At 54.9% G+C, this 21760-nt stretch carries 20 protein-coding genes; 12 read left to right on the top strand and 8 right to left on the bottom strand.

Going from position 1 to position 21760, the window contains the following annotated elements; genetic code table 11:
- Positions 1-18 precede the first annotated feature (18 nt).
- Together AUQ43_RS18645 and AUQ43_RS18640 are read left to right on the top strand one after the other, a co-directional pair.
- Positions 19-255 carry a type II toxin-antitoxin system ParD family antitoxin gene (locus AUQ43_RS18645; protein ID WP_062957810.1) on the top strand — a complete coding sequence of 79 codons (237 nt, stop codon included), beginning with the start codon at positions 19-21 and terminating at the stop codon, positions 253-255.
- Positions 255-545, top strand: coding sequence for a type II toxin-antitoxin system RelE/ParE family toxin (locus AUQ43_RS18640; protein ID WP_062957809.1), 291 nt, complete (start codon positions 255-257; stop codon positions 543-545). The genes AUQ43_RS18645 and AUQ43_RS18640 overlap by 1 nt, the downstream gene beginning before the upstream one ends.
- A gap of 18 nt (positions 546-563) precedes the next feature.
- Here AUQ43_RS18640 and AUQ43_RS18635 read toward each other — a convergent pair whose 3' ends face one another.
- Complete coding sequence (locus tag AUQ43_RS18635) at positions 564-1598, bottom strand: AraC family transcriptional regulator (RefSeq protein WP_062957808.1); 1035 nt, start codon at positions 1596-1598, stop codon at positions 564-566.
- A gap of 354 nt (positions 1599-1952) precedes the next feature.
- Between AUQ43_RS18635 and AUQ43_RS18630 the strand changes: the two genes are divergently transcribed.
- On the top strand, positions 1953-3881 hold the full coding sequence (locus tag AUQ43_RS18630) for a primary-amine oxidase (protein WP_062957807.1): 1929 nt from the start codon (positions 1953-1955) through the stop codon (positions 3879-3881).
- Positions 3882-3911: 30 nt separating this feature from the next.
- Positions 3912-4697 carry a sulfite exporter TauE/SafE family protein gene (locus AUQ43_RS18625; protein WP_062957806.1) on the top strand — a complete coding sequence of 262 codons (786 nt, stop codon included), beginning with the start codon at positions 3912-3914 and terminating at the stop codon, positions 4695-4697.
- Here AUQ43_RS18625 and AUQ43_RS18620 read toward each other — a convergent pair.
- Together AUQ43_RS18620 and AUQ43_RS18615 are read right to left on the bottom strand one after the other, a co-directional pair.
- Positions 4694-5113, bottom strand: coding sequence for a hypothetical protein (locus AUQ43_RS18620; RefSeq protein WP_084272165.1), 420 nt, complete (start codon positions 5111-5113; stop codon positions 4694-4696). The genes AUQ43_RS18625 and AUQ43_RS18620 overlap by 4 nt on opposite strands.
- 41 nt (positions 5114-5154) lie before the next feature.
- Positions 5155-5580 carry an acyl-CoA thioesterase gene (locus tag AUQ43_RS18615; RefSeq protein WP_062957805.1) on the bottom strand — a complete coding sequence of 142 codons (426 nt, stop codon included), beginning with the start codon at positions 5578-5580 and terminating at the stop codon, positions 5155-5157.
- 295 nt (positions 5581-5875) lie between these two features.
- Here AUQ43_RS18615 and parE point away from each other — a divergent pair, with 295 nt between their 5' ends.
- The 3 genes from parE to AUQ43_RS18600 all read left to right on the top strand — a co-directional run bounded on the left by parE (position 5876) and on the right by AUQ43_RS18600 (position 9677).
- Positions 5876-7858 (top strand): DNA topoisomerase IV subunit B, encoded by a 1983-nt coding sequence (gene parE, locus AUQ43_RS18610; RefSeq protein WP_062957804.1) that lies wholly within the window; start codon positions 5876-5878, stop codon positions 7856-7858.
- Between the two features lie 88 nt (positions 7859-7946).
- Positions 7947-8867 carry a glutaminase gene (locus AUQ43_RS18605; RefSeq protein WP_062957803.1) on the top strand — a complete coding sequence of 307 codons (921 nt, stop codon included), beginning with the start codon at positions 7947-7949 and terminating at the stop codon, positions 8865-8867.
- Positions 8868-9074: 207 nt separating this feature from the next.
- On the top strand, positions 9075-9677 hold the full coding sequence (locus tag AUQ43_RS18600) for a hypothetical protein (RefSeq protein ID WP_147250448.1): 603 nt from the start codon (positions 9075-9077) through the stop codon (positions 9675-9677).
- Here the strand turns inward: AUQ43_RS18600 and AUQ43_RS18595 are convergent.
- Together AUQ43_RS18595 and AUQ43_RS18590 are read right to left on the bottom strand one after the other, a co-directional pair.
- Positions 9674-10444, bottom strand: a complete 771-nt coding sequence (locus AUQ43_RS18595; protein WP_062957801.1) for an alpha/beta fold hydrolase — start codon at positions 10442-10444, stop codon at positions 9674-9676. The two genes, AUQ43_RS18600 and AUQ43_RS18595, sit on opposite strands and share 4 nt — an antisense overlap.
- Entirely contained in the window at positions 10441-11001 is a 561-nt protein-coding gene (locus AUQ43_RS18590; RefSeq protein WP_062957800.1) for a hydrolase, read from the bottom strand. Before AUQ43_RS18590 ends, AUQ43_RS18595 begins: the two co-directional genes overlap by 4 nt.
- Positions 11002-11212: 211 nt before the next feature.
- On the opposite strand from AUQ43_RS18590, the gene AUQ43_RS18585 reads away from it, so the two are divergent.
- A complete protein-coding gene (locus AUQ43_RS18585) occupies positions 11213-13066 on the top strand; it encodes a DEAD/DEAH box helicase (RefSeq protein WP_062957799.1) in 1854 nt (617 codons plus the stop codon).
- A 79-nt stretch (positions 13067-13145) separates the two neighbouring features.
- Here AUQ43_RS18585 and AUQ43_RS18580 read toward each other — a convergent pair whose 3' ends face one another.
- The gene (locus AUQ43_RS18580) at positions 13146-13592 is read right to left on the bottom strand and encodes an Rrf2 family transcriptional regulator (protein ID WP_062957798.1); all 447 of its coding nucleotides are present in this window, start codon (positions 13590-13592) and stop codon (positions 13146-13148) included.
- 4 nt (positions 13593-13596) lie between these two features.
- Positions 13597-14097, bottom strand: a complete 501-nt coding sequence (locus AUQ43_RS18575; RefSeq protein WP_062957797.1) for a GNAT family N-acetyltransferase — start codon at positions 14095-14097, stop codon at positions 13597-13599.
- A 461-nt stretch (positions 14098-14558) separates the two neighbouring features.
- Between AUQ43_RS18575 and AUQ43_RS18570 the strand changes: the two genes are divergently transcribed.
- Positions 14559-15038, top strand: a complete 480-nt coding sequence (locus tag AUQ43_RS18570; RefSeq protein ID WP_062957796.1) for an Lrp/AsnC family transcriptional regulator — start codon at positions 14559-14561, stop codon at positions 15036-15038.
- A gap of 113 nt (positions 15039-15151) precedes the next feature.
- Here the strand turns inward: AUQ43_RS18570 and AUQ43_RS18565 are convergent, their stop codons facing one another.
- Entirely contained in the window at positions 15152-16489 is a 1338-nt protein-coding gene (locus AUQ43_RS18565; protein WP_062957795.1) for an MATE family efflux transporter, read from the bottom strand.
- Between the two features lie 595 nt (positions 16490-17084).
- Here AUQ43_RS18565 and AUQ43_RS18560 point away from each other — a divergent pair.
- The 3 genes from AUQ43_RS18560 (at position 17085) to AUQ43_RS18550 (ending at position 21754) form a co-directional block, all read left to right on the top strand.
- The gene (locus tag AUQ43_RS18560) at positions 17085-17783 is read left to right on the top strand and encodes an alpha/beta hydrolase (protein ID WP_062957794.1); all 699 of its coding nucleotides are present in this window, start codon (positions 17085-17087) and stop codon (positions 17781-17783) included.
- Positions 17784-18098: 315 nt separating this feature from the next.
- Positions 18099-19799: a methyl-accepting chemotaxis protein gene (locus AUQ43_RS18555; protein WP_062957793.1), complete on the top strand. Its 1701-nt coding sequence runs from the start codon at positions 18099-18101 to the stop codon at positions 19797-19799.
- Between the two features lie 254 nt (positions 19800-20053).
- Positions 20054-21754 carry a methyl-accepting chemotaxis protein gene (locus AUQ43_RS18550; protein ID WP_062957792.1) on the top strand — a complete coding sequence of 567 codons (1701 nt, stop codon included), beginning with the start codon at positions 20054-20056 and terminating at the stop codon, positions 21752-21754.
- Positions 21755-21760: the final 6 nt, after the last annotated feature.

The raw sequence follows: 21760 nt of genomic DNA, 5'->3' as shown, positions 1-21760 counted from the left end.
GTGCGGGGAGATGACCCGATGATCAAGAAAAGCATCACAGTGACTGAAACGCAGGAAGCATGGATTCAAACCCAGCTTGCGACTGGTCAGTACGCGTCTGATAGCGAAATCGTCCGCGAAGCCCTGCGCGAGAAACAGCAACGCATGGCCGAAATCGAACGCATTCGCGGTGCTTTGATCGAAGCAGAAGAAAGCGGTCTTTCCAACGTGACCAAGGAAGATATCCGTAGCGCTGTCAAAGCGGAAATTGCCTGATGCCGTCCTATCGTCTCAGCAAACGCGCAGAAGACGATATCAAACGGATCTATCGCTATGGCATTGAAACCTTCGGCCAGAAACAGGCTGATATCTATTTCGATGCCCTGTTCGATAAGTTCGACAGCATCGCGCAGGCTCCATCAATATATCAGGCAATAGACGCCATACGCCCCGGCTATCGGCGCTGCGTGTTTGGTTCAAACACAATCTATTATCGATCCGATAATAATGGCACGGTGATCGCCCGCATCCTGGGACGCGAAGATCCAATTCTCGCCAATATCTAGAAAGCTTGGTTTCTCGGACTATGCATGAGAAGTGGCATCCGAAAGCTGCCGTCTGAATTGTCCCGGCGATGTCCCTGTCATCGCCTTGAAGCCGCGACTGAATGCTGACAGTTCGCTATATCCCAAATGTTCGGCGATATCGGGGATCGGAAGTTCGGTCAGACGCAGCATGTCACTGGCAATACCACCGCGCACCTCTTCACGAATCTTGCGAAAACTCGTGCCTTCCTGATCAAGTTCGCGCTGGAAACTGCGCAGACTCATGGAAAACTCATCGGCCGCGTCATGGACATCAATCTGACGATGACGGCAAAGGGTTGCCACAATCCACGCCTTGGTCGCGGTTGGCAGATCGACATTCTGTTTCAGGCGTTCGGCGCGGGTTTGGAATTCATTGACCAGTTGCCAATGACGCTCCGGGTCGGCGTTTTTCATCGGTTTGTTTAAAAGATGCGCTGGCAGGAAAAGGGCGTTTTCGCGCTGACCCAGACGCACCGGACATTTGAAATGATTCTGAAAAATGCCTAATCCACGGTCATTTCGGTGTTCAAAATCAATGCAGTTGGGCTGCCAACCATCGCCCAGTGCTGCTGATAACAGCGAGTGAAATGACGCTTCGCTGAATATCGCATCCTGCGTTCGGGTACGTACGGCATGCTCGGCAATACGATAAGAAAGCTTTGCCTGACCATCCTCGACCGACAGTGAAAAAGATGTGCTGCCCTGAAGGGTCGGGAAAAATCGCGCGAATTTTTCAAGTCCGTGACCAAGGGTCGGTGCGGTCAAAACCATCTCGGCATGTTTGCCAAGACCGCGATAACCCCATGTATCGCCAAGGAATAATCCCAATGCCGGATTGTTTGTCGCGTCCGAGGCCAGCTCCAGCATCGTGGTAAATATCATCAAGGGCGTTGATTGCGGCGACATGAAGAGCCCCGCCCCGGCAAGACCCGCACGCGCAGAAAGCCCCACATGATCGATGCCGGACTCACCAAGCATTCCCATCACGCTGTTTAGAACCGAACGGTCAATGGCACCCGAAACACGTTTCATGGGTTATCCATTCCATGGGCAGTTACACATCAATGCATTCAATTGATGTGCCAATTGAACGACACCTGCCCGTCTGATGCCAGCCACACAGGTCATTTTGGCACCAAATGTCAAATACAGGCCCGTGCACTTTGGCTAGCGTTTTGGAAATAGAAAAAATTAAAACCGCCGATCAGGGAAATCGCGCTTATTCGACATCCCCCGATGGTCAAACGCGTTTTTCGGCATCTGCCTGAAGTCTAGGGAACAACGTCCATTCACCCCCCTCCGCGCCACCAACGCGGTTGTCAAATACCTGTGCCCGGCTGGTTCGCCCCGGCCCGTGATCAGACACCTTCATCAGGGAGAAAAAGAATGGATAAATGTTGCAGCAGTGAAAAGGTCGAAGTCACCCACCCGCTTCAGCCCCTTACGGCCGAGGAAATCATCAAGGTCGCCGACATCGTGCGTGCAGACCCGCCTTATGGTGACAATACCCTGTTTGAAACCATCGAATTGATGGAACCCGAAAAGAGCGAACTTGCTGATTTCAAGCCCGGCGATCCGATTGCGCGAAAGGCACGGGTAAACGTCTTTGATTCCACCAAGGTCAGCGTTACCAAGCTTGTTCTTGATCTGGACGCTGAAAAGATCATCTCGGCCCAGGAACTGCCGGGCAAACGCCCGATGATCCAGCTTGAACAGTTTGTCGAGATCGAGGAAATCGTCTGTTCCGACCCGACCTTCATCGAAGCCTGCAGAAAACGCGGCATCACCGACATGTCCATGGTCTGCGTCGATCCATGGTCAGCGGGCAATTTCGGCAAGCCCGGCGAAGAAGGCCGCCATCTGGCCCACGTATTCTGCTGGCTGCGCAAACGCGAAAATTCCAACTTCTATGCCAACCCGATCGAGGGCCTGAATGCGGTTGTCGACTTGCTGTCCAAGGAAGTCATTCGGGTTGATGATTACGGCGGCGCGCCCATCCCCGAGGCCGAAGTGAACTACGAAGCCGATTTCTTCGAAGAGGACGAATTCCAGCCCAAGGCCAAACCGATCAATGTTGTTCAGCCCGAAGGTGTGAACTTCAAGATGGATGGCAACAAGATTACCTGGCGCAACTGGGAACTGGTGATCGGTTTCAACGCCCGTGAATCGCTGACCCTGCATGACATCAAGTTCAATGGCCGCCCGATTGTCCATCGTGCCTCCATCGTTGAAATGACCGTGCCCTATGGCAGCCCCGATAACGGCCATTATCGCAAAAACGTCTTTGATATCGGTGAATATGGCATCGGCAAGCTGGCCAATTCCCTGACACTGGGTTGTGACTGCCTTGGTGTGATCAAGTATCTTGATGTGACCCTCAATACGATGAATGGCGAACCCTGGACGATTGAAAATGCCATCTGCATCCACGAAGAGGACGCTGGCCTTTTGTGGAAACATATGGATTTCCGCACCGAACGCACCGAAAGCCGCCGCAACGCCAAGCTGGTGATTTCCACCATCTGTACCGTCGGCAACTATGAATATGCGCTGTACTGGTACCTGTTCCTTGACGGCATGATCGAATTTGAGGTCAAGGCAACCGGCATCATCAACACCGCTGCCTGCCTGCCCGGTCAGCCCGGCAAATATGCCGTTGAAGTTTCACCGGGTGTTGCCGGTCAGATCCATCAGCACATCCTGTGTGCGCGGCTTGATATGGCGATTGATGGCTATGGCAACAGTCCGGTCGAATGCAATACTTTTGCCGAGGAACCCGGACCGGAAAATCCATATGGCAACGCGTTCTTTGAAAAGGAAACTGTGCTCGAATCCGAACTGGCTGCGGCACGCAGAACCAACCCGGCCTCGCAGCGCTACTGGAAAGTCGTTAACCCCAACAAGCTTGGCAAAACCGGCCGTCCGGTGGGCTATAAGCTTGATGCCACCAACTGCGTCACCCCGTTTATCAACCCGGAATATCCATCGGGCAAACGCGCAAGCTTCATTGAAAACCATGTCTGGTTCACCGCCTACGATCCGGAGGAACGCTTCCCCGCTGGTGATTTCATGAACCATTCCGATGGCCGGGGCGGGCTTACCGATTTCATCAAAAAGGACCGTGCGCTTCAGAATACCGATCTGGTTATGTGGCATGTCTTTGGCCTGCACCATCAGGTCCGCATGGAAGACTTCCCGGTTCAGCCCTGTGTCACCACCGGGTTCAAGCTGATGCCGATGGGCTTCTTTGACGGCAATCCGGGCATCAATCTGCCGCCGGAAAAGAACGACGCCAGCTGCCCGGCAAAATGCTGATCTGATCGACACCCATCAGGACATGTCACCATGTCGATCAGTTATGTGATCATCAGCGGCCTTTTGCTGGGTCTTGCCAGCAGCCTGCATTGCGCGGGGATGTGCGGGGCAATTGCCTCGAACATCCTTGCCGCATGCGGCCTGCATAAAGGTCCGGCAAAACGGCAATTCCGCGCCCTTGTCCTGATGCAGGCGGGACGCAGTACGACCTATATTCTTGCAGGCCTGCTTGTTGGCGGGATTGGCGGCGCGTTTGACGCCCTCCTGGTCACAGCGGGCTGGCAATCGGTGCTGCGTGTACTTGCCGGTCTGGTGGTGATCTATTCCGGGCTGGCCGTGATCGGCATTGCACCGGCACTCCACCACCTTGACCATCTGATCCCGAAATTCCTGTTTCAAACCACCCTGCGCCCGGCGCTGGCAGGCATCCCTGCCACTGGGCACACGTCGCCAGCTGAGCAAACCTTTCAATCACCGAACATCACGCCCCATGCAATCCGGGCCGGGATTGGTAAGTTCTCGCTCGGCGCGGCACTTGGACTTACACCCTGTGCGATGGTCTATAACGCGCTTCTGACCGCGATGATGACGGGCACTGTTGCCAGGGCCGGTTTGTTCATGGCCTGCTTTGCGCTTGCCGCCCTGCCCGCCGTCGTCTTTGCCGCCCTTGGCATCAGCTTCCTGAAACGTTCAGCAACACGTGATTATGCGGGAGATTTCATTAGGAAGATGATTGCCTGCACACTGATTGCGATCGGAATGCTGACCCTTGCCGAACCGGCCATGGGCCTGATCGCGCTTTGCCTGCCCGTTTAATCCGAAACAGTCACCGTCTGGCCGACCTCTGAGGGCAATTCAAGATACAGCTCCGCTCCGCCAAATTCATGCACCAGATCACCGGCCCTGAGCGTAACGCCGGTGATATCGGTCGGGATGGAAACACCGGACAAAGACCGGGTAAAGGGCTGCTCATTGACATGCGGATGGGCCAGAATCCGTTCCCCAATAATGGCGCCATCCGGCCCGATCACCTGCCAGACATTGGCATAATGATCCCAGCCGGTGTCGTCATGCGCCACGGTCACGTCAAACCGATAGGTATTCTCGCCGGTTTTGGTCGCCGTGGCGGCAACCACATCGGCTTCCCCGGCATGGGCAGTGATCGAAAAGAACAAAGCCCCGCCAACCAAAACCAGACGGGTCATCAAATGGGACACGGCGCGGCTCTGCATGGCGGGGCTCCTGAATTTGGCCTGGTCTGGCCCTGTTTGGCTTAGGCTTCTGCCTCGTCACGGCGGACCTGACGCGGGCGGCCTTCGGCGTCGATGGCAACGAAGGTAAAGGTCGCTTCGGTCACCTTGATGCGCGGCGGCTGATTCTTGCGCAGCACCCAGCTTTCAAGATGCAGCACCATCGATGTATTACCGATACGCTCAATATCGCCATACACACAAACGGTATCGCCGACATAGACCGGACGGTGGAATGTCATGCCATCGACTGCGATGGTCGCAACACGCCCTTCGGCAATCTGGCTTGCCAGCACGCCACCGGCAATATCCATTTGCGACATCAGCCAGCCACCGAAAATATCACCACTGGGGTTTGTATCTTTGGGCATGGCAAGGGTGCGGGTACACAAATCACCGCGCGGCATGGTGCTTTCCGCAAAAAGGGATTGCTCTTTATCTGTCGCCATCAGGCTCACTCCTGTTTGCGACATGTCTGTTTCGACATGTCATTTTTTTATTGGACCTCCCGGTCGCGGTTTTCTGCATCCTGGCTTTGCGAAAATATGGTCGGATTTGGCGACCACCACTTGCATTGGATTCAAAAACACATTTTTATGGTCGTTGCGCACCGATCCTATGGTACGAACCGACAAAGATATGGTACTCGTTTAGCGCCAAGGCTTCCAAGCCCTGAATATCGAAGAACAGATATACGGTATTGGGCCTTGTTTTAACACAATAAAAGAAGTTGCGTTCCGGGGCATGACCGACCTTTTTGAAGATTCAAACCAGTCCACCGACAAAGCCTATTCCGCCAAGGATATTGAAGTTCTCGAGGGCCTTGAGCCCGTCCGTCGACGCCCCGGTATGTATATCGGCGGCACCGATGATGCAGCACTGCACCATCTCGTCGCGGAAATTCTCGATAACTCCATGGACGAAGCGGTCGCAGGCCACGCTGACTGGATCGAACTGGAACTGCAGCCAGACAATACGGTGCTGGTGCGCGATAACGGGCGCGGTATTCCGACCGACCCGCATCCGAAATTTCCGGACAAATCCGCGCTTGAAGTCATCCTGACCACCCTGCATTCGGGTGGCAAGTTCTCTGGCAAGGCGTATGAGACATCGGGCGGTTTGCACGGTGTTGGTATGTCTGTGGTGAACGCGCTGACCGAAAAGTTCCGCGTTGAAGTCTGCCGTGACCGCAAAATGGTGTTTCAGGAATATTCCAAAGGCACCCCGCTTGGTCCTTTGCAGGATGGCGGCGCGATCAACAATCGCCGCGGCACCACGGTTATCTTTAAACCCGATCCCGAGATTTTCGGCGCACGTGCCAAGCTCAAGGCAGCGACCATCTTCCGCATGGCGCGCTCCAAGGCCTATCTGTACAAGGGCGTTGAAATCCGCTGGTCGGTTGACCCGTCGCTTCTGACCAGTGACGATCCGACCCCGCAGCAGGAAGTCCTGAAATTCCCCAACGGGATTCTCGACTATCTGGAAATGACCCTTGAGGGCCGCGATCTTGTCACCGACCGCCCGTTCGCAGGCGAAGCCAAGTTCGCTGACAGTGCCGGTCGTGTCGAATGGGCTGTTGGCTGGCCCGAAAGCGGCGAAGGTTACTTCCATTCCTATTGTAACACCGTCCCGACCCCGCTTGGCGGCACGCACGAGGCCGGCTTCCGCTATGCCCTGACCAAGGCGATCAAGGCCTATGGCGATATGCTGGGCCAGAAAAAGGCATCGGCCATCACCGCCGAAGATGTCTTTGGCGGCGGCTGCATCATGCTTTCGGTCTTTATCCCCGATCCACAGTTCCAGGGCCAGACCAAGGAAAAGCTCGGCACACAGGGTGCAACCAAACTGGTTGAAACCGCGGTCCGTGACCACTTTGACCACTGGCTGACCGGGGACACTGAAAACGCCAAGCGTCTGCTTGAACGGATCATCCTGCGCGCCGAAGAACGCCAGCGCCGCAAGGAGAAAAAAGAAACCAAGCGTCAGTCGGCCACCCGTCGCCTGCGTCTGCCGGGCAAGCTTGCCGACTGTTCACGTTCCATCGCGGCGGGCACTGAAATCTTCCTGGTGGAGGGTGACTCCGCAGGTGGTTCTGCCAAGCAGGCCCGTGACCGCGAAACGCAGGCCGTCCTGCCACTGCGCGGCAAGATCCTGAACGTCGCATCGGCGACCTATGAAAAGATGATGGCCAACCAGGAAATCAAGGACATGATCGAAGCCTTTGGCTGCGGTTCCGGGTCCGATTTCCGCCATAATGACCTGCGGTATGAACGCATCATCATCATGACCGATGCCGACGTCGATGGCGCGCATATCGCGTCCCTTCTGATGACCTTCTTCTATCAGGAAATGCCCGGTCTGATCGAAAGCGGAAGCTTGTATCTTGCGATGCCGCCGCTCTATCGTCTGACTCAGGGCGGCAAATCGGTCTACGCGATGGATGATGCCGAAAAAGAAGTCCTGATCGAAAGCGAGTTCAAGAACCGCAACAAGGTCGAGATTTCCCGCTTTAAAGGTCTGGGTGAAATGCCCCCGGCCCAGCTGCGTGAAACCACCATGGCCCCGAAAAAACGTACACTGTTGCGCGTTACCCTGCCAGATGCAGCGGAACCGGATGCACGTGGTCAGACCAAGGATCTGGTGACCCGCCTGATGGGTAAAAAGCCGGAACTGCGTTTCCAGTTCATTCAGGAACATGCCCGCTTCGTCGAGGATATCGACGTCTGATCAGCACGCAAAACTATCGACAAAACCCGGCCAGTTGTGCCGGGTTTTTTGTCCGCATTCCCCAACCGTAAAAAGACAGGATCGCATAGTGTCTCACGATTATGCTGCCATCCTTGGACAGATCGCTGACGAGGTTGCCAGGGCAGATTTCGCCACTGCCCGCAAGGCTGATTACATTCCCGCTCTTTCGGATGTGCCCGATGATCATTTTGCCATGGTCATCTGCGGCATCGATGGACAGGAATTTGCCATCGGCCACGCCGATTTGCCCTTCTCCATTCAAAGCATTTCAAAGATGTTCGCGCTTGTGCTGGCCCAGCGCGCCCATGGTGACAACCTGTGGCAGGCCGTGCGCCGCGAACCGTCCGGTTCTGCCTTCAATTCCCTGATCCAGCTCGAGCAGGAAAACGGCATACCGCGCAACCCGTTTATCAATGCTGGCGCCATCCGGGTCGCTGATCTGATCACGTCGCGCTATGCGAACCCGGATCGATCTGTTGCCGAATTTCTCGGGCAGCTTTGCGGCAATCCCGATATTCGCGTTGATAACGATGTTTATCTGTCCGAGGACCAGCACGGTGATCGCAACCGTGCCATTGCCTATCTGATGAAAAGCTTCGGAAAACTCGACAATCCTGTCGAAGACGTTGTACGCGCCTATTTCAAACAGTGTTCGGTCGCAATGACCGCCCGCGAACTGGCACGCGCCTGTCGCTTTCTGGCCTGCCGGGGTGTGGGCATGGATGGCAAACCTGTTATTACGGCCGAAGAAACCAGTCGCATCAACGCACTAATGCTGACATGCGGAATGTATGACGGGGTTGGCGACTTTGCCTTTACGGTTGGCATACCGGCAAAAAGCGGCGTCGGCGGCGGTATTATTGGCGTGGTTCCGGGTGAATTTTCGGTCTGCGTATGGTCGCCACGCCTCGATCAGCGGGGCAATTCGGCTGCTGGCATTCGCGCGCTGGAAATACTGATCCGCGCCATTGGCCGGTCGGTTTTCTAAAGATCGCACAGCGGTTTTGCTCTGCGCCTGACCGAACGGCAAAACCGCCAGCTGGCCCCGGTCATCCCGCCGTGTTTTAGTAGCCGCTTGTGAATAATGTCACTTTAAAGTTGCAAAATAGCCGTGTCGGACGTGACTTTGGACGTTTTCAGACAATATCTAGGTCATTGAGCGAATGATGGTCGAATACATCAAAGGAACATTCCAATGAATTCGAAGACACCTAAGCTTATGAAAAACACGGCCAATCGTTTTCTGTCATTGGCCTCGGCGGCTACCGGGGCCCTGTTGCTGGCCGGGTGTAGCATCGCCGCAATCGAGCGCGCGAACTATAACGTTTCCGAAGTCGAAAGCTTCAGGTCCGCTGGCGCACCAAATGATGTCATGATGCTTGAAGTGGTTGATGCTGATAACACCTTCCCGGACGATTTCTGGACGGATGCCCTGTCAAACCATGGTTACCCGCGCCTGTATTTCGTAACCGACCCGGCTGACGCCGAGGACAATGTAACGATCAAACCGGAAAGCCGTCTGGTCGTTGTCGTCGCCCCGGAACAGGCGACAATGCGCGGCAAACTGTGTACCGATCCACAATCAGTGGGCACACGTGACCCCAACAGCAATGTGTCTGTTCGCTTTGGCTTCTGCGTTGGTGACAAGATCATCTCGGAAACCCGGGGACACTTTAACAACGATCAGCTTGCCGAACAGATCGACGGTAATGCTGATGTCATCGTTCACCAGCTTTTCCCGCGCAACATGCTCAAGACCGGTGACAGGCACTGTAGCCCGTTCTTGCCAAGCTGCTAACGCCCAAGAAGTTCGACAAGACAACGCGCAAAAAGCTGCGGTTGTTCAAGCGGCACATAATGCCCCGCCCCCGCAATCTCGTGATAAGTCGCACCGGGAATGGCTTCGGCCATGTCCCGGTGGCTTTCCGGGCTGATAATCCGGTCATGCGTACCGACCAGAACGCTGCATGGCACGGCGATATCGCCAAGATCGGCCATACTGTCCGGGCGGCGCGCTACGGCATTATTTTGCCGCTTGAACACCCCTGCCCCACATGCATCCCCCATGGCTTTCAGCAATCCGACGAGCGCCGCATCATTGCGGTTATCGGGATGAAGCATTTCATCAAGCATCCCGTCATTGACCGCAACAAACGGCGTCTTGCCCGCGACAATCCGCGACAGCAACAAACGCCGCCGTCGCACCGCATTGCTGTCGGCTGTTGCCCTTGTATTGACCAGCATCAGGTGAGTGATCCTTTCCGGCGCCTGGCGCAGGATTTCAAAGGCGGTATACCCGCCCATCGACATCCCCACCAGCGCAAAGCGATCAGGTGCGGTATCGAGTACTGCAGACGCCATGTCTGCAACTGTGTCCTGATCAAACAACTCGCAAAATACCGGGATCAGTCCGGGTTTGGCTAGGTCGTCAGGATCGTCAAGATCGCCAAGGGCGGCAATTGCCGGATGCCACATGCGCTGATCGGCCAGCATCCCTGACAAAAACACAACGGGCACGCCATCACCATCGGCGTGCCCGGTATCTTTCCTTGCAGGCGAACTCATTTAATCAGCGCACTCAGTTCCTTGAACTCGGGCGTTCCGGCCACACGCAGCCATTCGAACATCACGCTTTCACGGGTCACGATCTTTGCCCCGGCATCACGCATCCGCTCAAGCCCGAAAATCTTGTCCTGCTGGCTACGCGATGTCACCGCATCGGCCACCACATATACCTCGCGCCCGCGTTCAATCAGATCCATGACGGTCTGCAAAACACAGACATGGGTCTCCATGCCCGCGACCACCACCTGGTCCCGGCCCGTGTTCTCTTCCATCTTCTCGATAAAACCGTCAGCAGGAATGGCGGAAAAAGCGACCTTGGAAACAACATTTCCGCCGTCTGAACAATCACCGGGCTTTTCAAGAAGTTCGACAATCTGTTTGGCGGTATGCCCCAGCCCCTTTGGGTACTGTTCTGTGACCGTCACCGGCACGCCAAGGCGATTGGCACATTTCACCAGAAAACAGCAATTGGCGATGATCTGTTCGGGCTCCTGACAAGCCGGATAGAGCTTTTCCTGAACGTCGATTATCAGCAAACTTGAACGTGTTGCGTCCATCAGCACTGTTTTTCTCCCCAAAACGCATTTGTAATGACAGGGTACGCCGTCAAATTGTTGCAAACAAGTCTCTCAAAGACCTCAGAATGGGTTTTCCAAGGCAAATAAGCGGCGTTTTTCTTGACTTAATTAAGGCTTGGCTTTACGACGCAATCAGATTTTTAGCGATCCGCTTCACCTTAACGCATTTCATTGCGGGAAAACGAACCATATGAATTTCGCCGATCTCGGTCTGAGCGAAGATATCCTCAAAGCCGTCGCAGATGCCGGCTACGACACCCCAACCCCGATCCAGGCCCAAGCTATTCCGTCGGTGCTGATGGCACGTGACATTCTGGGCTGTGCGCAAACGGGTACGGGCAAAACGGCCAGCTTTACCCTGCCGATGCTTGACATCCTTCATCACGGTCGCGCCCGCATGCGGATGCCGCGTTCCATCATTCTGGAACCCACCCGTGAACTGGCCACCCAGGTTGCTGCGAACTTTGACACCTACGGCAAATATATCTCGCTTTCAAAGGCCCTGATCATCGGCGGTGAATCGGCTGCCGAGCAAAGCAAGGTTCTTGAAAAAGGTGCGGATGTCATCATCGCGACGCCGGGCCGACTGATCGATACGTTTGAGCGCGGCAAACTGCTGCTGTCTGATTGCAAACTGCTTGTGATAGACGAAGCCGACCGCATGCTCGACATGGGCTTCATCCCCGACATCGAAAAAATCGTAAAGATGCTGCCGACACAGCGCCAGACGCTTTTCTTCTCGGCGACCATGCCCAAGGAAATCAAGCGCCTTGCCGACAAATTCCTGTCCAATCCCAAGGAAATCACCGTCTCCCCGCCCTCGACCATGGCGACCACGGTTGAACACAAACTTGTTGTTCTCGACGACTTTGACAAGCGCGAGGCCCTGCGTCGCCTGATCCGCGCCGAAGATGTCCGCAACGCCTTTGTGTTCTGTAACCGCAAAAAAGACGTCGACATCCTTTACAAGTCGCTGACCAAGCATGGCTTCAATGCCGGGCGCATGCACGGGGATCTGGCACAAAGCGAACGTACCGAAACACTGGCAAAGTTCAAATCCGGCGAGATCACCCTTCTGGTCTGTTCCGACGTTGCCGCACGCGGTATCGACGTTTCTGACGTATCGCACGTCTTTAACTTTGATGTCCCGTTCAACGCCGAGGATTACGTGCACCGTACCGGTCGTACCGGCCGCGCGGGTCGCAATGGCAAGGCCTTTACGCTGGCCGTGCCCGAAGACGGCAAACTGGTCGCGGCGATCAACAAGACCATCAATATGGACATCCCGCTGACCGAACTTGACGGCATTGAAACGCTGGAGCTGGACTTCTCCGGCAAGAAGCGTCGCAACAAGAAAAGCCGCAAGCCAAATAACCGCGATGACCGTTCCGCCCGTCCGGCAAAGTCGGACAGAAAGGACGCCGCACCGGAAAAGGCAGCTCAGCCACAGCCTGAAGCGCCAAAACAGCCGGAAGCACCAAAGCAGAAAGAAGCCGAAACGCCCAAGGCACCGGCACGTGACGCCCAGAACAACAAGGGCAACAACGACCGGAACAATGATCGCAACAACCGCAATAATCGCAACAACCGTCGTGATCGTGATGACCGCGACGATAAAGCGGTTGTCGGCTTTGGCGATCACGTTCCAAGCTTCCTGCTGACCAAGGTCCCGGCCTCAAGCCTTGGCAAAAAAGCCACGGACGAGGAAGAAGCACCGAAGAAAACAACCCGGCGCAAAACAGCTGACAAGCCAAAGGCCGCAGCCCCGAAAAAGCCGCGCCGTTCGACCAGGAAAGCAGTTGCTGAAGAAACACCGGCAGAGGATAGCGCACCGGCACCGGAAGCAACCGAAGCACCGGTAGAAACCGCAAGCGAAACAACTTCTGAAGCCGCACCGGCCAAGGAAGTCAAAAAACGCACGCCGCGCCGTCCGCGCAAAAAAGCAGCGCCAAAACCAGATGCTGCAAAATCTGCTGACAACGCTTCAGAAGGTTCTGACGCGGCGCAGGCCCCGACACAGGCGCCTGCCGATAGCGAAAGCTAAACACGTCCACAAGATCACATCAAAAAGGCCGTCAGAACATTCTGACGGCCTTTTTTGTATCTGTAATTTGCTTGGCGGGTTAAACGGCGCGGAACAATCCGGTGGATGTCGGCTTTTCCGGGCGACGCTTGCGCATCAATTTCAGCATCGTCTCGATCGTGATCGACAACAAGGTCGCATGGGTGATTTCTTCGATTTCATCCATCACCAGCGTCAAGGCCGCCCCGGCATTGGTATCCTGCACAATACTGTTGGAAGGGCTTGTGCCAACTTCTTCGAACAGCTGCACAACATCCAGAAGTGTCGTGCGTTTGGCATTGCCACAGAAACGATAGCCGCCACCGGCCCCACGGACCGACTCAACCAGCCCCGCACGCCCCAGGTCGCGCAGAACCTTCGCCAGATGGTTGGTCGAGATATTATAGCGTTCGGCAATTTCCGATGCCGAAAGCTGGCGGTCGGTATCTTCGGCCAGTTCCAGCACGGCATAGAGGGCAAACAACGTTGCCTTTTGCAAAGACATCATTGGCTTATTCCCCCTCTTCCATATCTGTTTCCAGCTGAATGAACGGCCCCGCCATCATGCCCTGTGCGCGGAAGAACGACATCAGGTCGGTCGCGTCGCGCGGGATCATAGTGCGGATCTTGGTCACTCCGGCGTTACGGAAACAGCGGCAGATTTCATCATAAAGGATCGTGCCAATCCCGCCCATGCGAAGATCCGGCTCGACACTGACCGTGCCGACCCAGCCACACGGGACGGAGTTAAATTCCCACGACCGGACTTCCCCAAAGATACAGCCCAGAAGTGTTCCGTTTTCCTCTGCAATCAGAAAGAAGCGGGAATCCTTGCGGTTGCCATAACGGGTAAACAGATCATCCCAGTAATCCGGCTTGCGCAGCCCTGTGGTCCGGTCATCAAGATCGACAACATTGGGCAGGTCTGCCTCGACCGCTGGACGAATATTGATTTTGTGCTCGCCAATGGTAACCAGGTTATATCCCGGCGTGTTTTGCGCAGCGTCCACCATACGTGCCTTTCACTAATAGGCTGACATTGTCAGACAGTGTCAGCCTCCTCCGGCTCCCGGCAGGAGAGTAATCACAATCGAAATAAGTAAATTGGTACGATTATACTACACTGCCCGGATGGCACACGGCAATGATAAGTTCCGCTGCAGATGCTCACAAGCCTAGGCATTCCAACGAATTGAACGACATACTTGTATTGTCTGTTTGATGCAAGCACCTGCCATGTATTTTGCCCACGAAATCCGGTGCTGCACCCTGCAACACGATCTCCGATAACGGCGCAAAAAATGCCCCTTTGGACGACGCAAAGATTGACAGAAACGCGAAGTCATGGCTTATCGCGCAGCAGGAATTATGTACAGCTGGTCGGGTATTTGGCAAAATCCACCCTTCCGCAATTATAATTTCCAAGGGCGCATCTCGGCCCGGTTTCTTATCGTCTAAAGGAGTGTGGCACGCCATGGCGCGCAACGGTTTCGACGCAATTGATCGCAAAATTCTTCGTGAAATTCAGGAAGATGGTCGAATCTCCATGGTCGAACTGGCTGACAAGGTCGGCCTGTCCGTGTCGCCCTGCCTGCGTCGCTTGCGCAAACTCGAAGAAATCGGTGTCATCCGCAAATATGTCGCCCTGCTTGATCCGGCGCATCTGCAACTCGGTGTAAACGTATTTGTCACCGTGTCGCTGACCCAGCATGACGAACCGTCGCTGCGCCGTTTTGAAAGTGCGGTACAGGAACATCCGGAAATTGTTGATTGCTATGCCATGGTCGGCAATCAGGATTACATGATGCGCATTGTCGTGCCCGATCCGGCTGCCTATCAGCGTTTCCTGTCCGAAGTCATGATGAAGCTACCCGGTGTTGCCAACATGAAATCAAGCTTCACCCTGCACGAAGTCAAAAACAGCACCACCCTGCCCGTTGCCGACGCCGACTGACATCACATCGTTTCCTGCCATCACGGATATGACAGCGAAACAAGCCAATCTGGCGCCGTCATCCCCGCGAAGCCGGGGACCTTGATCAACACGTGCCGAACCTGAAAAGCACGCTATGCCACAGCCTGACGCGGCTTGGGAATGATTGTCGGGAACAGCACCATCAGTGTCAGCCCGCGCAACAGGAAGAACCCGTTAAACGCCGCCCACAGGAAATGGTTGCTGCCCATCGTCACAGCCCACCAGGCAAACCCGGCATAAATCGCAACCGAGACCAGCATCATGTTGCGCCAGTGCTTGGTCTGCATCGCGCCCAAAAACACCCCGTCAAACTGAAAGCCCAACACACCGGTCACCGGCAGGATCACGGCCCATATCAGGTATTCGTAGGATGCTGTGCGGACCTCGGGAATACTGGTCAGGGCATCAACAATCCATGGCCCGGCAAGGGCAAACATGGCCGACATCACAATTGCCGACACAACGCTCCAGATCGTTGTCTTGCGCACCGCCCACATAAACTGTTTGCGCTTTTCCGCACCATAAGCCTGCCCGACAAGGGTTTCGGCCGCATGGGCAAAGCCATCCAGCGCAAAGGACCCAAACATCAGGAAGTTTTGCAAAACCGCATTGGCCGCAAGCGTGACTTCCCCGAACCGGGCAGAGAAACTGGTAAACAGTGCAAAGGCCGATGTCAGTGCCATTGTACGGATAAAGATATCCCCATTGATCTTCATCAGCCGCGCCAGTTGCCCGCGATCAAACAGGCCAATGCCGCGCCACGTCCCGCCCAGCCGCTTCAGATGTGGCTGCATCAGGAACCAGCCCAGGACAACACCGGAATAATCCGCAATCACCGTGGCCCCGGCCACCCCGCGCACGTCCCAGCCGAACCCTTGCACAAACAGGATATCAAGAATGATGTTCAGTGAATTCAAGAACACCTGAAAAATGAACACTGCGCGGCTATCACGCATGGCAAGCAACCAGCCCAGCATGCAGTATTGCATCAGCGTCGCGGGCGATGCCCAGATCCGAACATGGAAATAGTCACGCGCTGCTGCCTCAACCGCGGGGGTCGGCGCAATCAGGGTCATGGCCAATTCAATGATCGGCCATTGCAACACCATCACGGCCAGACCGGCAACAACGGCAATCAGGGCTGCCCGGGCAAAAACTGCGCGCACCCCGTTCGCATCGCGACGGCCATAGGCCTGGGCAGCAAGCCCGGTGGTCGCCATGCGCAAGAAGCCAAAGCTCCAGAACACATAGGAAAAGATCAGCGCACCTACAGCGACCGCACCGATATAATGTGGACTGTCAAGATGGCCGACCACGGCCGTGTCAACTGCGCCAAGTAACGGAACAGTCGCGTTGGACAAGATAATTGGCAAGGTCAACGCCAGAACACGTCGATCTCCCTTGCCGAACCAGCGGCGCGTTTGGTTCATCGGGACCTCGGGCTATGGATTGTGCTGTGGGGCATCCGGGCAAACCGGAAGATTTCTTGTTACACAGAAAGCCGGGCGGCAAAAGCCGCCTTTTACTGACCGTCTGTCCAAAAAATCCACATCGTTAACTTTTTGGCCCAAGCTATGCAGCTTTCGCGCGATTTTTCACTTCAACCGCCAACGGGCCAAACCGAACATCTCCACCCTCAAGAATAGCCCACAACAAGGGGAACAAGATAACCATATGATTTTATTGATTAAATTTGGTAGAAAAATATCGAAATATTTTAAATTAGAAAACCCGGAGATTTTATACCAAGGCATAGATAACCAAGACTGTTTCGCAACATACGAACCATTCAAAGGCTGAATTTCTGAGAATCACCCGTTCCATCCACAAAGTTATCCACAGCCTTTAGCCATATGGGGATTTCCGCCTGACGGCACGCTTTCTTCCGCCCGGTTTGCCAACAAAAAATGCTGGTGGTCCGTGGGCTGCATTGCTAGGGTCAGCGCAAATCTGAACGACCATTCAAACCAAATTAATAGGTCCTGACCCTGAGCAAGGGACACGGGAAAATCAGGAAAAGCATTTATGAGCACAGATACCCTACTCTCTGGACCAACCGTCCCGGCCGCCTCAGGCACGACCAAAAGCGTCGTTATTTTGCTGCATGGCTATGGCGCAGACGGCAATGACCTGATCGGTCTGGCACCGCATCTGGCGCGCGCCCTGCCCGACACCAGTTTCTATTCGCCCAACGCGCCATTCCCGTGCGAAATGTCCCCCTTCGGACGCCAGTGGTTTAGCCTGGCCGAATATGATCCGGAATTTCTGCGCCGCGCCCCGGAAACAATGTCTGGCGCCCTTGTCGCCATGGCCGAAGGTGCCCGCAAAAGTGCGGCTTATGTCGATGATTTCATTGATCACGTGATGGAAACCCATGGCGTGACCGCCGACAAGGTCGCGCTGGTTGGCTTTTCACAAGGCACAATGATGTCGCTGCAAACCGCACCGCGCCGTGAAAACCAGATTGCCGGGGTTGTCGGTTTCTCTGGTGCACTTCTTGGCGAACAGGCCTTCGGGGCGGAAATCAAGTCCCGCCCGCCAATGGTGCTGGTCCATGGCACCGCCGATCCGGTCGTGCCAATCGAGGCATCCCGTCTTGCCAAGGAAACCCTGGCTGCAAATGGCATAGAAGTCAGCCTGCACGAACGCCCCGGCCTGCAACACGGCATTGATGAAGAAGGGCTTGGCATTGCCAGCAACTTCCTGATCAAACAATTACGCTGATCAGACATCTCCCTGCCCCAGTTCTTATGAAAAAAAGCACCTTTCTTAACCGTCAGGTGCTTTTTTTATGACTGATCGTTCCAACATATGAGCGTCGATACGTTGTTTCGCACGCTTGATATCTGCGCACCCAACCATAAATCGGTTTGACCCCAACGTGTTACGAATGGTCGACCAACAGAAAATTGGTGCAGTCGCCGAAAATCATACCTATACTTTTTTACAGCTTTGGCCATTAACCCATACGAAAGAACAGATCTTTGAATAGGTTTGTGCGCTTTGGCTCGGGGAATAACAAGAAAACGGGAACGGATCATGCTTCAGAACATACGAATTGGCCAGAAAGTCGCCAGTTTATCCTTGCTGTCTCTGATTGCCTTGCTGGCGATTGCAGCACTTGAGCTTCAAACGTTGCGCAACGGGATGCTTGAAGACCGCAAAGACAAAATTCAGGCAACTGTTTCAATGCTGGTGACGGCTGCCCAGTCCTATCAGGATCGCGTCGGCAGCGGCGAGCTTACACAAGAAGAAGCAACGGACGAATTTTACCGCTGGAGCACAGCGGCAAGGTTTGATGAGGGAACTGGCTATTTCTTTGCCTATGACGAAAACGGCATTAACAAGTTGCACGGCGCCAAACCGTCGCTGAACGGCACGGATATGAGTCAGGTCAAAGACCCGACCGGCAACTTTATTGTGCAGGATCTTCTTGCGGCCGCGCAAAACCCCGACGGCGGTTTCTTCTCATATTACTGGCCAAAGCCCGGTGAGCCCGAAGACCAACTGTTCGAGAAATTGTCCTATTCCGCCATGCTCCCCTGGGGCCACGCCATCGGCACCGGTATCTATATTGACGATGTTGATGCCGCGTTCTGGGAACAGGCGGTCTTTTTGCTGGTGATCATTGCAATTGTTGTTGCCCTGATGATCGTGTTCTCACTTGCGATCGGGCGTAATATTACCGGTGGACTGAATAAACTTTCGGCCCGAATGACCGAAATCGCCGGCGGCAAGCTTGAAGGCGAGATCGAAGGTCAGGAACGTGGTGACGAAGTGGGTGATATGGCCCGCACGGTTGTCGCCTTCCGTGAACAGGCGCTGGAAAATCAGGCACTTCAGAACCGCCAGAAAGAACTGGAAGCCCAGGCAGATAAGCAACGCCGTCAGGACATTACCGATATGGCCGACAGCCTTGAAAGTCAGGTCAAGGGCCTCATCCGCGCGATTGGTGGTTCCATTACGGATATGAAGAAGGCCACTACCACGATGGAAGAAGCCAGCAACACCAACAGCTCGCTCTCTGCTGCTGTGGCATCTGCCACCACGCAGACATCGACCAACGTACAGACCGTGTCAGCCGCGACCGAGGAACTGACCGCGTCCAGTGATGAAATCGCCCAGCAGATTTCCCAATCCGCCCAGGTCGCCAATCAGGCCAACGAACAAGCCACGCGCACCAACAAGACCGTCACGGGCCTGGCCGATGCGGCACAGAAAATTGGTGATGTCGCAAAGCTGATCGGGGATATCGCCGAGCAGACCAACCTTCTGGCGCTGAATGCCACGATTGAGGCCGCGCGTGCCGGTGACGCAGGCAAAGGCTTCGCCGTGGTGGCAAGCGAGGTCAAAAACCTTGCCAACCAGACCGCCAAGGCGACCGAGGAGATTAACCAGCAGATCCTCTCGGTTCAGAATGAAACGGGCGAAGCGGTCGAGGCGATCCGCCTGATTTCCGAAACCATTGCCCAGGTCGCTGACAGCTCTACCGCCATTGCCGCAGCCGTTGAAGAACAGCATGCCGCAATCGGCGAGATTTCGCGTAACGTTCAACAAGCTGCTGACGGCACCAGCGAAGTCTCCCAGCGCATCGAAACGGTCAATGAAAATGCCGGTCGTGTGTCGTCTGGGACCAGTCAGCTTGCCCATTCGGCGGAAAAACTGGTCGAAGAAGCACAGTCCCTTGACGAAGCTGTCGAAAACTTCCTTGCCGACCTGCGTAAACGCGCAACCGACTAAACGACTTGCATCGACATATCTTTGCATGAAGGCCGGGGCTTATAGCGCCGGCCTTTTTTGTGCTTCGACAAAGACTTAGGGCTTTCACAAAAGATGAAAAGCATATCGGCCTTGTCGTTTGGGTGCGCCGTTGCCATTTCTAACCTATACCCTGAAACCTACACTTTAGAATAATACGACTTGCACTAAAGATGAATGCAAACCATTATATTTTTATATTTTAATTCAACAACCGCATTGAGCGGAGGAAACAAATGCTTGGCAACATGAAAATCGGCTACAAGATCGTTGTCTTGTCAGTCATCGCTTTATTGGGTGTGATCGTGATCGGGGCCCTGCAGCTCTCGACCCTTCGCGACTCAATGCTCGAAGACCGCAAAGACAAGATTCGTTCAACCACCAACTACATCACCTCAATCGCACAATTCTATCAGGACAAGGCAGATGCCGGCACTCTGACACAGGAAGAAGCAATCAGTCAGTTCTACGAGGTTGCCGCCGCAGGCAAATATGACGGCAACATCGGTTACTTCTTTGTCTTTGCCACAGATGGCATGACCGAAATGCACGGTGCCAAGCCTTCACTTGTTGGCCAAAGCCTGAACAATGCGCAGGATTCCCAGGGTAACTACTTCATCCGTGAACTGATTGCGGCCGGCAACCAGCCCGGCGGTGGTTTTTCGTCCTATCACTGGCCAAAACCCGGCGAGGATGAAAATCTCACATTTGAAAAACTCTCCTATGCGGAACCACTTCCGTGGGGCTCGATCATTGGCACAGGCATCTATATTGATGATGTCGATGCAGCCTTCCGTGAACAGGCAACCTTTGTCGTCATAATTGGCGGTGTGATCCTGCTGGTCATGATCTTTGTCGGTCTTGCCATCGGGCGCGACATCACCGGCGCACTGAAAACCCTTGCTGAACGCATGCGTGTCATTTCAAGCGGCGACCTTGAAGGCAGTATCGAAGGCCAACAACGCAAGGATGAAGTCGGTGACATGGCGCGCACCGTGGTCTCCTTCCGCGAACAGGCACTTGAAAACCTCAAGCTTCAGGACAAACAGCGCGCGCTAGAAGAAGAAGCCGAAGAGAAACAGCGTAAAGCCCTGATGGAAATGGCGGATTCTCTTGATAAGCAGGTTAAGGGATTGATCAACTCGATCTCCAACTCGATCAAGGAAATGCAAGCCGCGACCGACGAAATGCGCAACGCGACCAACATGAACAGCGAACTGACCGGTGCGGTATCGACCGCAACGACCCAAACATCAAGCAATGTTCAAACGGTCTCGGCCGCAACAGAGGAACTCTCGGCATCTTCTGATGAAATCGCCCAGCAGATTGCAAATTCTGCCTCTATTGCAAACCGCGCCAATGACGAAGCCACGCGCACCAATGAAACGGTCACAGGTTTGTCCGAAGCCGCCCAGCGTATCGGCGACGTCGCAAGCCTGATCGGCGACATCGCCGAACAGACCAACCTCCTCGCCCTTAACGCCACCATCGAGGCCGCCCGTGCTGGTGATGCTGGCAAAGGCTTTGCCGTTGTGGCAAGCGAAGTCAAAAACCTCGCCAATCAGACCGCCAAGGCGACCGAGGAAATCAATCAACAGATCCTTGCGGTTCAGAACGAAACCACCGAGGCGGTTGACGCCATCCGCCGGATTTCCGAAACCATTGCCCAGGTGGCAGACAGCTCGACCGCGATTGCCGCAGCAGTCGAGGAACAGCACGCTGCCATCGGTGAAATCTCGCGCAGTGTCCAACAGGCAGCCGACGGGACACGCGAAGTGTCCGAGCGCATCGAAACCGTCAACAGCAACGCTGGCAAAGTGTCATCAGGCACCAATCAGCTCGCCAGCACGGCCGAAAAGCTGGTGTCCGAAGCCGTTGCCCTTGATGACGCGGTCGAAGCCTTCCTCGATAACCTGCGCAAAAGCGCCGCAAGCTAGGCAAAA

It is taken from the genome of Thalassospira sp. MCCC 1A01148 (genome assembly GCF_001613795.1).
Taxonomy (GTDB): domain Bacteria; phylum Pseudomonadota; class Alphaproteobacteria; order Rhodospirillales; family Thalassospiraceae; genus Thalassospira.
Note: the sequence above shows the minus strand (reverse complement) of the source record. Positions and strands in the feature narration are given on the sequence as shown.

Excerpts from the sequence above, each read along its gene's own strand:
- AUQ43_RS18645 (WP_062957810.1), top strand. The coding sequence starts at position 19 with ATGATCAAGAAAAGCATCACAGTGACTGAAACGCAGGAAGCATGGATT.
- AUQ43_RS18640 (WP_062957809.1), top strand. The coding sequence starts at position 255 with ATGCCGTCCTATCGTCTCAGCAAACGCGCAGAAGACGATATCAAACGG.
- AUQ43_RS18635 (WP_062957808.1), bottom strand. The coding sequence starts at position 1,598 with ATGAAACGTGTTTCGGGTGCCATTGACCGTTCGGTTCTAAACAGCGTG.
- AUQ43_RS18630 (WP_062957807.1), top strand. The coding sequence starts at position 1,953 with ATGGATAAATGTTGCAGCAGTGAAAAGGTCGAAGTCACCCACCCGCTT.
- AUQ43_RS18625 (WP_062957806.1), top strand. The coding sequence starts at position 3,912 with ATGTCGATCAGTTATGTGATCATCAGCGGCCTTTTGCTGGGTCTTGCC.
- AUQ43_RS18620 (WP_084272165.1), bottom strand. The coding sequence starts at position 5,113 with ATGCAGAGCCGCGCCGTGTCCCATTTGATGACCCGTCTGGTTTTGGTT.
- AUQ43_RS18615 (WP_062957805.1), bottom strand. The coding sequence starts at position 5,580 with ATGGCGACAGATAAAGAGCAATCCCTTTTTGCGGAAAGCACCATGCCG.
- parE (WP_062957804.1), top strand. The coding sequence starts at position 5,876 with ATGACCGACCTTTTTGAAGATTCAAACCAGTCCACCGACAAAGCCTAT.
- AUQ43_RS18600 (WP_147250448.1), top strand. The coding sequence starts at position 9,075 with ATGAATTCGAAGACACCTAAGCTTATGAAAAACACGGCCAATCGTTTT.
- AUQ43_RS18595 (WP_062957801.1), bottom strand. The coding sequence starts at position 10,444 with ATGAGTTCGCCTGCAAGGAAAGATACCGGGCACGCCGATGGTGATGGC.
- AUQ43_RS18590 (WP_062957800.1), bottom strand. The coding sequence starts at position 11,001 with ATGGACGCAACACGTTCAAGTTTGCTGATAATCGACGTTCAGGAAAAG.
- AUQ43_RS18585 (WP_062957799.1), top strand. The coding sequence starts at position 11,213 with ATGAATTTCGCCGATCTCGGTCTGAGCGAAGATATCCTCAAAGCCGTC.
- AUQ43_RS18580 (WP_062957798.1), bottom strand. The coding sequence starts at position 13,592 with ATGATGTCTTTGCAAAAGGCAACGTTGTTTGCCCTCTATGCCGTGCTG.
- AUQ43_RS18575 (WP_062957797.1), bottom strand. The coding sequence starts at position 14,097 with ATGGTGGACGCTGCGCAAAACACGCCGGGATATAACCTGGTTACCATT.
- AUQ43_RS18570 (WP_062957796.1), top strand. The coding sequence starts at position 14,559 with ATGGCGCGCAACGGTTTCGACGCAATTGATCGCAAAATTCTTCGTGAA.
- AUQ43_RS18565 (WP_062957795.1), bottom strand. The coding sequence starts at position 16,489 with ATGAACCAAACGCGCCGCTGGTTCGGCAAGGGAGATCGACGTGTTCTG.
- AUQ43_RS18560 (WP_062957794.1), top strand. The coding sequence starts at position 17,085 with ATGAGCACAGATACCCTACTCTCTGGACCAACCGTCCCGGCCGCCTCA.
- AUQ43_RS18555 (WP_062957793.1), top strand. The coding sequence starts at position 18,099 with ATGCTTCAGAACATACGAATTGGCCAGAAAGTCGCCAGTTTATCCTTG.
- AUQ43_RS18550 (WP_062957792.1), top strand. The coding sequence starts at position 20,054 with ATGCTTGGCAACATGAAAATCGGCTACAAGATCGTTGTCTTGTCAGTC.